This window comes from Treponema denticola (assembly GCF_024400535.1).
Classification (GTDB): Bacteria; Spirochaetota; Spirochaetia; order Treponematales; family Treponemataceae; genus Treponema_B; species Treponema_B denticola_C.
This window is the reverse complement of record NZ_CP038800.1, coordinates 1459050-1472031: the sequence shown is the minus strand read 5'-3', so window position 1 is coordinate 1472031 and position 12982 is coordinate 1459050. Positions and strand designations below refer to the sequence as shown.

General features: G+C 37.4%; 12 protein-coding genes and 1 tRNA gene. 6 read left to right on the top strand and 7 right to left on the bottom strand.

Annotated features, from left to right (window positions below):
• Positions 1-4: 4 nt before the first annotated feature.
• On the bottom strand, positions 5-493 hold the full coding sequence (locus E4N78_RS06910) for a divergent PAP2 family protein (RefSeq protein WP_255809837.1): 489 nt from the start codon (positions 491-493) through the stop codon (positions 5-7).
• Between the two features lie 61 nt (positions 494-554).
• Here E4N78_RS06910 and E4N78_RS06905 point away from each other — a divergent pair, with 61 nt between their 5' ends.
• The gene (locus E4N78_RS06905; RefSeq protein ID WP_255809836.1) at positions 555-1502 is read left to right on the top strand and encodes a pseudouridine synthase; all 948 of its coding nucleotides are present in this window, start codon (positions 555-557) and stop codon (positions 1500-1502) included.
• A gap of 94 nt (positions 1503-1596) precedes the next feature.
• Here the strand turns inward: E4N78_RS06905 and E4N78_RS06900 are convergent, their stop codons facing one another.
• On the bottom strand, positions 1597-2901 hold the full coding sequence (locus E4N78_RS06900) for an NCS2 family permease (RefSeq protein WP_255809835.1): 1305 nt from the start codon (positions 2899-2901) through the stop codon (positions 1597-1599).
• 115 nt (positions 2902-3016) lie between these two features.
• Between E4N78_RS06900 and E4N78_RS06895 the strand changes: the two genes are divergently transcribed.
• Positions 3017-4432, top strand: coding sequence for a hypothetical protein (locus tag E4N78_RS06895; RefSeq protein WP_255809834.1), 1416 nt, complete (start codon positions 3017-3019; stop codon positions 4430-4432).
• On the opposite strand, the gene E4N78_RS06890 is transcribed toward E4N78_RS06895, so the two are convergent.
• Positions 4429-5484 carry an aldose epimerase family protein gene (locus E4N78_RS06890; protein ID WP_255809833.1) on the bottom strand — a complete coding sequence of 352 codons (1056 nt, stop codon included), beginning with the start codon at positions 5482-5484 and terminating at the stop codon, positions 4429-4431. The genes E4N78_RS06895 and E4N78_RS06890 overlap by 4 nt on opposite strands.
• Positions 5485-5559: 75 nt before the next feature.
• On the opposite strand from E4N78_RS06890, the gene E4N78_RS06885 reads away from it, so the two are divergent.
• Together E4N78_RS06885 and E4N78_RS06880 are read left to right on the top strand one after the other, a co-directional pair.
• Positions 5560-6555 carry a phosphate/phosphite/phosphonate ABC transporter substrate-binding protein gene (locus tag E4N78_RS06885; RefSeq protein WP_255809832.1) on the top strand — a complete coding sequence of 332 codons (996 nt, stop codon included), beginning with the start codon at positions 5560-5562 and terminating at the stop codon, positions 6553-6555.
• A gap of 65 nt (positions 6556-6620) precedes the next feature.
• Positions 6621-6693 (top strand) — tRNA-Met (locus E4N78_RS06880).
• Between the two features lie 118 nt (positions 6694-6811).
• On the opposite strand, the gene E4N78_RS06875 is transcribed toward E4N78_RS06880, so the two are convergent.
• From E4N78_RS06875 to dxs, 4 genes are read right to left on the bottom strand one after another with little or no spacing between them, the layout of a single operon-like run.
• Positions 6812-7183 carry a holo-ACP synthase gene (locus E4N78_RS06875; protein ID WP_255809831.1) on the bottom strand — a complete coding sequence of 124 codons (372 nt, stop codon included), beginning with the start codon at positions 7181-7183 and terminating at the stop codon, positions 6812-6814.
• 5 nt (positions 7184-7188) lie between these two features.
• Positions 7189-8148, bottom strand: a complete 960-nt coding sequence (locus E4N78_RS06870; RefSeq protein ID WP_255809830.1) for a CdaR family protein — start codon at positions 8146-8148, stop codon at positions 7189-7191.
• Positions 8138-8962, bottom strand: coding sequence for a diadenylate cyclase CdaA (gene cdaA / locus E4N78_RS06865; protein WP_255809829.1), 825 nt, complete (start codon positions 8960-8962; stop codon positions 8138-8140). Before cdaA ends, E4N78_RS06870 begins: the two co-directional genes overlap by 11 nt.
• Positions 8963-8965: 3 nt before the next feature.
• Entirely contained in the window at positions 8966-10954 is a 1989-nt protein-coding gene (gene dxs / locus E4N78_RS06860) for a 1-deoxy-D-xylulose-5-phosphate synthase (RefSeq protein ID WP_255809828.1), read from the bottom strand.
• A 369-nt stretch (positions 10955-11323) separates the two neighbouring features.
• Here dxs and E4N78_RS06855 point away from each other — a divergent pair, with 369 nt between their 5' ends.
• Both E4N78_RS06855 and E4N78_RS06850 read left to right on the top strand, forming a co-directional pair.
• The gene (locus E4N78_RS06855) at positions 11324-11956 is read left to right on the top strand and encodes a redox-sensing transcriptional repressor Rex (RefSeq protein WP_255812294.1); all 633 of its coding nucleotides are present in this window, start codon (positions 11324-11326) and stop codon (positions 11954-11956) included.
• A gap of 1 nt (position 11957) precedes the next feature.
• Entirely contained in the window at positions 11958-12962 is a 1005-nt protein-coding gene (locus tag E4N78_RS06850) for a class I SAM-dependent methyltransferase (protein WP_255812293.1), read from the top strand.
• Positions 12963-12982 lie beyond the last annotated feature (20 nt).

The window sequence follows — 12982 nt, the reverse complement described above, 5'->3', positions numbered from 1 at the left end:
ACTTTTATCCAAAATATGCAAATAATATTGCGGTAATAATACCTAAAATTATACCTGCAACAGCTTCAACCGGTTTATGACCTTGAATTTCGCGTACAGGTCTAAAACTATACTCCTTATTTTTTTCGATAAATTTTGAGCCTAAATCGTTTAAAGCCTTAGCCTGCAATCCGCTTGATCTTCTTACACCCACAGCATCCCGTATAACTATAACAGCCATAAAAAAAGCAAAGATAAACAGGTCAGAGTCAAATCCCTGTCTTATTCCTATACTTACCGTTAAAGAAGCTACTAGAGCAGAATGGCTGGAAGGCATGCCTCCTGTCCTCCAAAGCACGAGCTCTACAAAATCAATGGGATTTTTTATTGAAGAATTAAATAATGCAAAAATAGTCTTTATAACCTGACTCATAAGCCAGCTTGTTATGGCCGACAAAAAAATCGGATTAGAAAAAAATAAGGTCCATTGCATTTTATACATTGTTTCCAACATAACACTAATTCTCTACAAAATAGCTCTTTTGTCAAGTCTGTAAATGGTATATAATATAGAAATGAGTAGAGAAAATAAGATTTTTTTTATATGTGAAGACGATTCAGGCAGAAGATTGGACAGGGTTGTCCGAAAATTTTTAGGAAATATACCTCTTTCAGGCATATATTCTGCAATCCGACAAGGGAAGATAAAAATAAACGGAAAAAAGCAAAAAGGCTCATATTTGACTAAAAAGGATGACGAAATTTTGATAGATCACAGTCTTTTCGATCCGGTACAATCAGCAGATGATAATGTTTTAAAGGCTTTGAATAAGAAAAAAGAGTCAAAACCTCTTTTAAAACCCGATATAATCCTAAAAACCGATGATTTGCTTTTTATCAATAAAAGGAGCGGAGAGGTAATACATGGAGAAAAAAGCCTTTGCGAGGCTGTATTAAAATATTTTCCTCCTAAGGAAAAAAGCCTTTCTTTTAAGACCGGAGCCCTGCATCGTCTGGATAAGGATACAAGCGGAATTTTGACCTTTTCTCAAAGCCTAAAAGGAGCCCAACTCTTTTCAAAAGCCCTCCGGCAAGGTAAAATAAGCAAAATATATCTGGGTATAACTGAAGGGAAGCCTTCTTTAAAAGAATTTAGGAATAAAATAGATGGAAAAGAATGTCTTAGCCTTGTAAATGTAATAGAATTTTCAAAACAAAAAAATTTAAGCCTTGTACTCTTTAATTTGATAACCGGAAGAAAACATCAAATAAGAATACAATGTGCCCAATTCGGAACACCCTTATTAAACGATAAAAAACACAACCCAAAGCAAAAAAAAATATCTCCGGCTTTTCCAAAAATAGTCTCTGGCACATACTTTCTCCACGCTTATAAGCTTATTTTTAAAGAAAGTTTATTAGATGGCTTGCCTCTCGAAATAACAGCTCCCCTGCCCGATCGCTTTAAAATCGTAATAAAAAGCCTTTTTGGCATAGAAGCTGAAAAAATAAATATAACATAAAGCTTGTATTCAGTAGGAGCCGGTAAGCTCGTAAAAAGGCTGCCTATAGTACGGCCTTAAAAAGACCTATTTATAGACAGCCCAGCTCATATTTTTAAAATTTAACAAAAAATCTTAAAATAAAGATAACAAATAATATCCATGTAACTACCGGAATTTCTTTAAATTTGCCTTTTATAGATTTTAAAATAACATATGATAAAACTCCGTATACAATGCCTTCCGCAACGCTATAGGCAAAGGGCATCATAATCATAGTCAAAAATGCGGGGATACCCTCTGTAGGATCCTTATAGTTTATTTCCCCTGCTTGGGTCATCATCAAAAAGCCTACTATTATTAAAGCAGGAGCGGTGGCCGCAGCAGGAATCAATAAGAAAATCGGAGAAAACAACAAGGCAATGATGAACATACCGGCTGTAACCACAGATGTTAAACCGGTTCTTCCTCCGGCTGCAACACCGGCTGTACTTTCTACATAGCTTGTTACCGTTGAGGTTCCGAGAGCTGCACCTACTACCGTTCCGATAGCATCCGATAAAAAGGCCTGCTTAATCTTTGGAATATTGCCATCTTTATCTACAAGGTCTGCCTGAGTTGCAACGCCTACGAGGGTTCCGACCGTGTCAAAAATATCTACAAAGAGGAATGAAACAAATACAATAAAAAACTTAAAAGAAAGAACATTTGAAAAGTCAAAATTTAGTACGGCAGGAGCCGAGGGGAGACTTATGGGAGACCAGCCATCCCAGCCTCCAAACGGAACCGTAATCTTTAAGGGAATGCCTATGATGGTTGTAATTAAAATACCTATTAAGATTGCTCCCGGTACCCTTAAAATAAAAAGAGCACAGGTTATAACCAAACCGATAAGGGCTAAAACGGCAGGAGAGCCCCAAGTGAATTCTCCTAGTCCTACGAGGGTCGCAGGATTATCGACAATTATGCCCGAATTTTGAAAAGCAATAAATGTTATAAAGATACCTATACCTGCGGCTACAGCTTTTTTAAGATTAAGAGGTATGGATTTTACTATAGCTTCACGGATGTTTACGGCTGAAAGTAAAATAAAAAGAACGCCTTCTAAAAATACGGCCGTTAATGCCGTAGACGGGGAATAACCTAAGCCGATAACAACGCTATATGTAAAAAAGGCATTTAATCCCATTCCTGAAGCAAGGGCAACAGGCAGATTAGCCAAAAGGCCCATAGCAAGGGTTGCAATAGCGGCGGACAGAGCGGTTGCGGTAAAAACAGCCCCCCTCTCCATTCCGGCTTCACTCAAAATCCCGGGATTTACAGCCAAAATATAAGCCATTGCCAAAAAAGTTGTAATACCGGCAATAACTTCCTTCCGCACAGTAGTCTTGTGCTCCTTCAGTTTAAATAACTTTTCCATAAAATAGAAAATCTCCTTGTGCCGTATTGTAGCATAATTTATATTTTACAGCAATATAAACATATTTAATTATAAAAAAATTAGCCTTAAATACAAAAAAACAATATATATAGGTATGAAAACAAAAAATTTTTTTATAGAATTTATCGGGATTTGCTCAATTTTAATTTTTGTATGCAATATCCGTTTACAGTCTGAAATACCTGTAGAAAAAGCAAATTTTTCTCTTACACAGAGTATTGATCTTAACCTTAATTATAACCTGAAAGCGGAAGCAAAAAATCCTTTTTTTGAGCTTTATGCGGAAGCAAAAACAGATGATTCTCCTAAATTTGCTCTTATGCCGCAAGGTTTTAGCTTAAAATTCAGTCCCCTTTTATACAAGGAAAAGAAACAGCTTTATCCTGCCCTGTCGTTTTTTTATGGGGGCATCACAAAATCAAGCTTTTTAAATCTTCTGCTTTTTAAGGATAATTTTGAAAAAAAGCCCTTTTATAAAGGAATAGGCTTTGCACCTAAATATTTAATAGGTATCTCAAAATCCAAATTCGATGCAAGTCTAGGTGCCGAATTTGCAATAAAAAATTTTAATTTGGTGTTTTTTTCAGAACAAAAGCCGAAAGAACTATGGCCGGACATTTCTTTTTGTACGGCTTATAAAAAAGAAAATGAGGACATGTTGCTCAATATGAGCCTTTTTTCTTCTTTAACGAATTCAGCCTACTCTCAATTTAATCTAAAGGCACCTGCTTATGATCAATTTTATTCGGGAGAATTTATATTAGCCGAAATAGGGGGAATAGTATCTTCCGTATTTTTACTTGCAGGCGGAATAAAAATTCCTTATGAAAAAACATCGGAAACCGGTAAATTCGATTTAAACTTTTTAGGTAAGGCCGAGTACAATTTTCAAAGCGAGTATTTTGAGGCTAATACTGGGACCATATTTGAAAATGATGGAACTTTAAAAGCCTTTTTTCAACCTAAAATTTCGGTTGATGCTTTGGATTTGGGCTTATCTTATAATTTTTTACGAAAGTATTTTGAAAAGAAAAAGCTGTTCAAAAATTTTCATTCGGGAGGAATGGGTTTAGGTCTTAGCTTTACAAAATGTAAATTTACCGGAGAAGTTTATTATGATGACGCTTTATGGGATATTAAAGGACAAATAAAAATTCCTATAAACCTTTTTTTCAACACTCTCTTTTCAATAGAAGGGAGTACAAAACTGGAAGAAAAATCAAAAAATCCCTTTATAGCAAAAAACTATTCTTTTTTATCGGATATTAAAATAAAATTTAACAAGAGTTTCAATATAGATCTTTCAGCTTCTTTTATGCAAAAAAATAAAATAGTAAAGATAAATAATAGCCCATATATAGTTTGGGAAAAAGGAGTTTTTAGCTTTTCCGCTCAGGCAGAATTTATAAAAAAGACGAAGCTGACATCAAATTCTTTTAAGGGAGAAATAGTATTGGAAACCGCCGAACCTTTTATAAAAGGAAGCCTTACATATAAAATAAGCTTTTAAAATGCAAAGTGCCAAAGAGTCTCGTGTTCATAAATTTCGCCCGGCTTAATTACGGTATTGGGGAAATGAGGCTGATGTAACGAATCCGGGAAGGATTGACTTTCAAGGCAAAGGCCTGCAAATTTATTGTAGACGTCTCCGTTTTTACCTAGTTCATTGTTAAGAAAACCGCCCGTATACATTATAAGAGCAGGTTGGGTTGAGTAGACGGTTAATATCCTCTTGGTAACGGGCTCTTTTACTATTGCGGCCAAGGTTTTATGGTCGCTGACTTCTTTTTTTATAACCCAGCTGTTATCAAAACTTCCGCCTATTTCTTGTACGCCCTCGCTCAAAAGCCGCGGTTTTCTAAAATCATAGCCCGTATTTTCTATCTTTAAAAATTTACCCGTCGGAATAAGCTCTTGATTAGTTTCAAGATATTGCTCGGAAAATATTTGAACTTCATGATTTAAGACCGAAACATAGGAACCGTTAGACTGCATTCCGGCAGGATTTAAGTTAAAATAGCTGTGATTTGTAAAATTAACCGGTGTCGTTTTATCGGACACGGCCTTATATCTTATAATAATCTCATTATCCGGCGTAAGAGAATAGCTTACTTCAATTTTTAAATTTCCGGGGAAGCCCTGCTCTCCATCGGGAGAGGTACGCGAAAAAACAACTCCCGCTTCTTGTCTGTTTTTAAATGTTTTTGCCTCATATAAGACTTTATCGTAAAAAGGATAACCTCCATGAAGACAGTGTTTACCGCCGTCATTGGGCGTTAAAAGATATTGCTGATTCCCTAAAGTAAATTCCGCATTTGAAATTCTGCCTGCATATCTGCCTATAAAAGAGCCGAAATGCGGAAAATTATTTATATAGCCGATAAAGCTCGAATATCCTAAAACAACATCGTCAAAGCCGCCGTTTTTTGAAGGTAAAAGAATTCCCGTAATACAGCATCCGTAATTAGTACAACAGAGTATCATCTTACCGTTAAAAATCGTAAATAGTAAGGCCTTATTTCCGTTTGAAAAAGTTCCGAATTCGGTCGTTGTTATCTTCATATTGTCCTCCCAATATTTATAATTAAGTATAGCATATTATTGTATTATATGATAGAATGCGGCCCGGAGAATTTTATGAAACACAAAATTATATTATTTTTGGCAGCTATCTGCCTCCTTTTCGGTTGCACCAAAAACGAAACACAAAAACCGGTTACCATGGTATTTTTGCCGAATGAATCAAGCGATGCCATGAAAGATGCTCGGCAAGCTTTTATGGAAATAATAAGCGAAGCTGTAGGCCGTCCCGTCGAAATCAAAACGACAACGGATTATAACATAGCCTTAGAAGCAATTATATCCGGAAATGCAGACATGGCTTATATCGGAGCCGAGGGTTATATAAATGCCCATAAAAGAAATCCGGCCATTGTACCGGTAGTAACCAATTCAGGGCCCAGCGGTACATTGGAAGATGCACTATACTACAGCTTTATAGCGGTAAGAACGGAAGACGCAGCTCAATATAAAGATGGAGCCGGCTATGACTTAAACCGCTTAAAAGGAAAAAGCATTTCATTTGTTTCTACAAGCTCTACATCTGGCTTTGTAATTCCTGCGACCCTGCTCGTAAAAAAATTCGGCATAAACAGTACCGATGAGCTTATTCAAGGAAATTCCGTTTTTTCTAAGGTGCTATTTGCTGGTTCCCATCAAGGCTCTCAAGTTAATCTATTTAGAAAGGATGCAGATGCCGCAGCCTTTGCAATTCCTCAAACAATAGGGGTCTATGATTTAATTGAAGGAGAAGCCTATCAAACAGGAGCCGCTTATAAGGTTGTAGAAGGAGCTATAGAACCCTTTGACAAGTTTCCCGGAAGCGAAATTACCATAATCCAATCAATTCCGGTTTTAAATGCCCCAATAGTCATGAATACAAAGACCCTGTCCCCCGAAGAACAGAAAAAAATACAGGAGGCTCTTACCTCCGAAAAAACGGCAAATAATCCCGGTATTTTTAAAATAAAAGACTCCGACAAAAAAGGAATGTATCCCAAATACACGGAAAAAACAAAACTAGTTAAAACCACAGATGCTTGGTACGATAAAATCAGAAATTTAACAAAATAAGTTTGAGAAAGTTTGTAGAAAGGCCTTGACATAATGCTGCTTATATGCTATACTCTCCCCCACATCGCAGGGTAGAGCAGTTGGCAGCTCGTCGGGCTCATAACCCGGAGGTCGGAGGTTCGAGTCCTCTCCCTGCTAATCTTTTTTAAAGGCACTCATCTGAGTGCCTTTTTTATTATACCCGATAATCTTTTAGGCCTTCAAATAATCCTTTAATATTAAAATATACGAAAAAAAAGGAGTTTTTAATAAAAGCTCAAGCTTCGATTATAACAACGGCGGCGGCGGTCGTTTTTTCATGGCTTAGTGAAAGATGAAGAGCTGCCCCGCCCTTTTTCTTTAAAGCTTCAAGGGCAGTTCCGGAAACTTTTAAAAAAGGCCGTCCTGTTCTATCATTTACAACAACTATATCTTTTAGCTTTATGCCTGCGAGACCCGTTCCAAGAGCCTTCCCAAAAGCTTCTTTTGCAGCAAAGCGGACAGCCAAAGAACGGGCTGCTCCATTCTCTTTAGAAAGCACGTATTCAATTTCTTCTTCACTAAAAAACCTTTGAAGCAGCTTATTATCCTTCAGCCATTTTTCAAGGCGGGAAACCTCAACTATATCTATTCCAAGCCCGAGTATCATAAGTTTTAGTCGGAAGATTTAGCTTCGCGCAGTTTAACTTCAAACTGTATATTTTTAGGGGCAGCATCTATAAGAGAAAGTTTTCCGGGAACTACGGCCTGAACCGGCAGGCTGTACACGCCGGGCTTTGTTATATTCGCACAGCTGACGCGTAAAACCGTAGAAGGAGGTATCCAAGAATCAATGATGGATTTAGCGCCTCTTACACTGAGATTTCCTAAAGGAATTTCGCTTATTATTTCAAGGGTTTCATTTAGGTTATCAAAATACAAAACAATATCTTCATATTTTTGAATAGTAACAATTTCTCTAATCTTCAATGAATAGGCAATTTTTGAAGTCCCAACTATTGAAATAAGGGGATTAGGAGTAAAGATATCGGCATATCCTGAAAAACCTGTTTTTCTATTATCAATTTGTACGCTATTGGTAGATAAATCTTCAATTTTGCTGACTACTGAAACCGGCCCCCTAATCTCAACAGTAGAAGGGTCCACATCTCTTTCATATACTTCATAATTTTCAGCAGGAGTTCCGCCTAAGCTTAGATAAACATTTACTCTTTTTGATAAACTTTGCTCAAGAACAAGTTTTATCTCTGAAGGCTCCACCTGTACCTCAAAATCGCTTACATCTGAAGCCAGCCCTTTTAATTTTGCCTGAATTGGAATACGGTATTCTCCCGGGCTTGTAATTGAAGATAAGTCCATATAAGCAGTAATGTGCTCTTCCATAATCGGAGCTATAACCGTCGAATCCCCCCAAACCGAAATCTTGACCAGTCTAGGAATATTAACAGCCGGAACAAGGTCTCCCGAATTTTCTATTACGAGGGGAATATAAAAATACTTCTTTTCCAAAAGGCTGCCCTTATAAAGCTGTACCAGCACTATAGCAAGGGCAAAACTTATAACCTTTGCAAGCCAATTCTCTGTTAAGCGGTCAAATATTTTTTTAATTTTCATCCTGCAAGGCCTCCGCTAAATCTAAGGATTCTTCTTGAACAAAATATTTTTTTATTTCTAAAAGCTGCTCAAGCTGAGCTACAACTTCATCGGCACTCAAATCGTAATAAAGGTGGGAATCATAGGCAAGGCTTAAAGCTCCTGTTTCTTCGGATACGACAAGAACAACGGCATCCGTTTCTTCGGAAACTCCGATTGCCGCTCTGTGACGGGTTCCAAAGCTTTTCCTTATATCCTGCTGCTCCGAAAGCGGAAGAAAACAACCGGCCGAAACTACCATTCCGTTCTGTACAACAGCAGCTCCGTCATGGAGCGGTGTATCATGTCCGAAAATAGTAACAAGTAAACTCGATGAAAGATCCGCATTTAGTTTTGTGCCCGTATCTATAATATCCTTTAAACTATTTCGGCGTACAAAAACTACCAACATTCCCCGCCTTTTATCGGATAAGATTTCGGCAGCCGTAACAATAGAGTCTATATGACTATGGTTGGAGTGTTTTCCTGTTCTAAGCCAGTTGCTCTGCCCTATCTTTAAAAATATTTTACGAAGTTCGGGTTGAAATACGATGGCTACACCTATAACAAGTCCGGGACTCAAGGTATTTAAAATCCATAAAAGAGTTTTAAGATTAAAAATCATGGCAATTGCATAAATCACCAATATAGACATTGCACCCTTTATAAGCTGAATTGCCTGAGTTTTTAATAAAATTTGATAGGCCTTGTACATCAAAAATGCAAGTAAGAGCACATCAAAAACAGGCCTTAAGTAGGAAGAATAAAAAGCTGTAATGTTTCTAATAAATTCCATATTTTAAATATTCTCCTCATATCCGCGAAGCGGTAAATCATTTATATGCAAAGCGGCAGAACCCGAAACGGTATTAGTCTCGGTAAAAAGCAATTCTGCTGCTTGTGCTATGTGTTCTGCCGATACGCCTGCACCCTTAAAAATTTCAGAGCGGGTACCATGCGGAAAAAACATATCTTCAAAGGCAAGCACCTCGGTTTTTTTATTTTGATATCCGGTTTTGTTATTTTGGAATCCTGTCTTGTTGCTTTCATACCTTAAAACAAGGGATTCCAAATATGAGCTTAAACTGCCTATCTTCATACCGTCTTCTACAAAAAGAATGTATGAATAGTTTTTTGTAATGTTTAAAAAATAGTTTTCGTCTATCGGTTTTGCAAATCTAACATTATAGATATCCGTAAAAATGCCCTTATGAGCAAGGATTGCAGAAGCCTCTTTAACTTCCCTGTACATTCCTCCGGTACAGGCTATTAAAATACAGCTCTTATCGGAATTCTTTATAAGTACGCCGCGGCCTTTTTCTATATTTTGAGAAAACTCGGGGATTTCTTTGGGACAATCGGCCTTGGGGTACCTTATTGCTACAGGATTATCCTGCATAAGAGCCCAAGAAAGCATTAAATTCAACTCTTTTTCTGAGGCAGGGCAAAGGATTGTCATGTTTGGAACAGGGCGCAGCAGGGCAATGTCAAAAAGGCCCTGATGGGTTTCTCCGTCTGCCGGAACGGGACCTGCACGATCTATAGCAAAAATTACGGGTAAATTTTGTATTGAAGTGTCATGTATAACCTGATCTATTGCACGCTGTAAAAAAGTGCTGTAAATTGCCGCAACGGGCTTCATACCGGCCACTGCAAGCCCGGCTGCAAAGGTAACGGCATGCCCCTCGGCGATTCCTACATCGAAAAATCTTTCAGGAAATTTATTATGAAATAGAGAAAGGCCGGTACCCGATTCCATGGCAGCTGTTATTGCAACAATTCCGGAATCTTTTTCGGCTTCTTTTACCAAAGCTTTTCCAAAGGCTTGAGTAAATGTAATCGCATCATTTTTTTCTACCTTGCCATCGGCAATATTAAAGGGCCCTACCCCATGAAAGGCAGCAGGATTTATTTCCGCCAAAGGATAGCCCTTGCCCTTGATAGTTTCTACAAGCATTACAACGGGACTGTTTAATTTTTTTACATTTTTTAAAACCTTTTCAAGTTCTTTTATATTATGTCCGTTTATCGGACCTACATATTCAAAACCGAAATCTACAAAAATGTTGTTTTTGTAGAAGATACCCTTCATACCTCTTTTTAAACGCCAAATTATAGAATTAAGTTTGTTTCCTACAAGGGGAATTGAACCCACAGCCTTGTCAAAGAGGTACTTAAAACGCTGGTAGCCTTCATGTACCGTGAGGCGGCTCAAATACTCGGAAAAAGCTCCCGTATTTTTGCTTATGGACATTTTATTATCGTTTATTATAACGATTAAATCTTTTTTTAACTCTCCGGCATTCGAAAGAGCTTCAAAAGCCATTCCGCCGGTCATAGCACCGTCGCCTATAACGGCTATAACCTTTCCGGTATCGTTTTTTAGTCTTTTTCCTTCAAGAATACCTAGGGCTGCAGAAATGGAGGTTGAAGCATGACCGGTATTAAAGGCATCATGGACACTTTCTTCTCTTTTAGGAAAACCGGAAAGACCTTCCCAAAGGCGCAATGTAGAAAAGCGGGATTGTCTGCCTGTTATCATCTTATGTGTATATGCCTGATGACCTACATCCCAGACTACCGCATCATGGGGACTGGAAAAAACCCTGTGAATTGCAAGCGTAAGTTCAATTACACCAAGATTACTTGCAAGATGGCCGCCGTTATGCCCTACTACAGTGAGAATTTCTTTTCGTATTTCTAAAGCGAGGGCTTTAAGTTCATCATAGGAAAGGAGCTTTATGTCCTCAGGGCCTTTTATTCTACTTAATAAGGTGTTATTTGTCATTACATTCCACAAAAATCTAAAAAAAGGGGCTTCAAAACCGAGCCCCCTTTCCGTTTAACTGAAAGTTAAAGATATTTGAACAATTAGGGGAAAACCCGCCTAATTTATTTCTTGTTCTTATGTCGATTCTTTCTAAGCTTCTTCTTTCGTTTATGCGTCGACATCTTCTTTCGTTTTCGTTTTTTTCCGCAAGGCATTCCGGCTCTCCTTAAATAAAATAGTATGGATTTAATAATATTACAAAATGGAGAGCTTGTCAATACTAAAGCCTCATTTTTTTAAGGATAATTAAAATTCTCGGCTTCCTTGACATTACAGGTATTTGAATGTAGAATTATAGAGTAAATACTTTTATTTTATGAGGATTTTATGACAAAACAAAAAGTATCGGCGGCTCCATCTGTGCGGAGACTGCCGTCCTATCTTCATCTTATAAAAAAAGCGGATGATGAAGGTTTGGAGTATATTTCGGGAACTGTTATAGCCGAAGAATTAGAACTCGAACCTATTCAGGTTAGGAAAGATCTTACAATTACAGGAATTGTAGGTAAACCCAAAAAAGGTTATCCCGTAAAAGACCTAATAAAAGCCATCGAAAAATTTTTAGGCTGGAATAGGGAAAGAAAAGCCTTTGTAATAGGGGCCGGAAGTTTGGGCACGGCTCTTTCAGGCTATCAGGGATTTAGAGAACACAGTCTAAATATTTGTGCAGCCTTTGATTCCGATAAAAGGAAAATCGGAAAAAAAATCCATGGACTTTCCATTTTTGGAATGGATGAGTTAGAAGAAAAATTCAAAGAATATATGCCTGAAATTGCGATATTAACCGTACCTTCAAAATATGCTCAAGAAGCGGCAAATGCCATTGTAAAAGCCGGAATCAAGGCAATTTGGAATTTTACAAATATCAAAATCACCGTGCCTGATAAGGTTATAGTTCAAAAAGATGATTTAAGCTCTGGTTATGCAATGCTCGGCGTTATGATAAATATCAAAAAATAAGATGCAAAAAAATCAATATCAGGCGGAGCTTTTTAAAAACCGCCTTCAAAAAAGATTTAAACATTTGTCAAAGTGGGCAAAACGGGAGGGCATTTTTGCTTACAGGCTCTATGACAAGGATATACCTGAAATTCCTCTTGCAGTAGACATCTATTTTGCCGAAACAGACAGACCGGAAAATACAGCCTTTTTGCTTATCTATCTTTACAAGAGGCCTTACGAAAAATCCCAAGAAGAAGAAAGGGAATGGCTTTTAGAAATTGAAGAAGCTGCATCTTCAAGCCTTTTAATACCTAAAGAAAGAATCTTTATAAAATTGAGGGAAAAGCAAAAAGGAAAAAGCCAATACGAAAAGGCAGGTTCAAGTAAAAATCTTATAAGGGTAAAAGAAGGAGAATGCTTTTTCTATATAAATGTAGAAGACTACCTTGACTCCGGTCTTTTTTTGGATCACCGCCCTGCCCGTTCCATGGTTTTTCAAGAAGCAAAAATTAAAAAAGTTTTAAACTTGTTTTCATACACGGGAAGTTTTTCGGTTCATGCGGCAAAGGGCGGAGCCGCTTCCGTAGATTCGGTAGACCTTTCAAATACCTATCTAAATTGGGCAAAAGAGAATTTAAAATTAAACAAGCTTTTCGATGAAGAAAAAACCCGGCTTATAAAAAGCGATGTAATCGTTTTTTTAAAAAAAGCAATCGAAAAACAAAAAAAATGGGATTTAATTATCTGCGATCCTCCTACATTTTCAAATTCAAAAAGTGCGGATATTTTTGATGTAAATAGAGATTGGCTAAACCTCTGCCTCCTCTGCCTAAAAGTGCTGGCAAAAAATGGAAAACTTTATTTTTCTACCAATTCCCAAAAGATAAAATTCGATGAAGCAGAGCTTATCAATTCTTCCAAACAAAAGATAAGGATAAAAGACATAACAAAGGCCTCAATCCCCGAAGACTTTAGAAATCAAAAAATACATAAGATGTGGATGATTGAAGAGTATCTCCCCTAATCGAAGAGGCAGGCCTCTCC

What these genes read in the sequence shown, in the direction of transcription:
- E4N78_RS06910 (WP_255809837.1), bottom strand. Translation starts at nt 493, where the DNA reads ATGTTGGAAACAATGTATAAAATGCAATGGACCTTATTTTTTTCTAAT.
- E4N78_RS06905 (WP_255809836.1), top strand. Translation starts at nt 555, where the DNA reads ATGAGTAGAGAAAATAAGATTTTTTTTATATGTGAAGACGATTCAGGC.
- E4N78_RS06900 (WP_255809835.1), bottom strand. Translation starts at nt 2,901, where the DNA reads ATGGAAAAGTTATTTAAACTGAAGGAGCACAAGACTACTGTGCGGAAG.
- E4N78_RS06895 (WP_255809834.1), top strand. Translation starts at nt 3,017, where the DNA reads ATGAAAACAAAAAATTTTTTTATAGAATTTATCGGGATTTGCTCAATT.
- E4N78_RS06890 (WP_255809833.1), bottom strand. Translation starts at nt 5,484, where the DNA reads ATGAAGATAACAACGACCGAATTCGGAACTTTTTCAAACGGAAATAAG.
- E4N78_RS06885 (WP_255809832.1), top strand. Translation starts at nt 5,560, where the DNA reads ATGAAACACAAAATTATATTATTTTTGGCAGCTATCTGCCTCCTTTTC.
- E4N78_RS06875 (WP_255809831.1), bottom strand. Translation starts at nt 7,183, where the DNA reads ATGATACTCGGGCTTGGAATAGATATAGTTGAGGTTTCCCGCCTTGAA.
- E4N78_RS06870 (WP_255809830.1), bottom strand. Translation starts at nt 8,148, where the DNA reads ATGAAAATTAAAAAAATATTTGACCGCTTAACAGAGAATTGGCTTGCA.
- cdaA (WP_255809829.1), bottom strand. Translation starts at nt 8,962, where the DNA reads ATGGAATTTATTAGAAACATTACAGCTTTTTATTCTTCCTACTTAAGG.
- dxs (WP_255809828.1), bottom strand. Translation starts at nt 10,954, where the DNA reads ATGACAAATAACACCTTATTAAGTAGAATAAAAGGCCCTGAGGACATA.
- E4N78_RS06855 (WP_255812294.1), top strand. Translation starts at nt 11,324, where the DNA reads ATGACAAAACAAAAAGTATCGGCGGCTCCATCTGTGCGGAGACTGCCG.
- E4N78_RS06850 (WP_255812293.1), top strand. Translation starts at nt 11,958, where the DNA reads ATGCAAAAAAATCAATATCAGGCGGAGCTTTTTAAAAACCGCCTTCAA.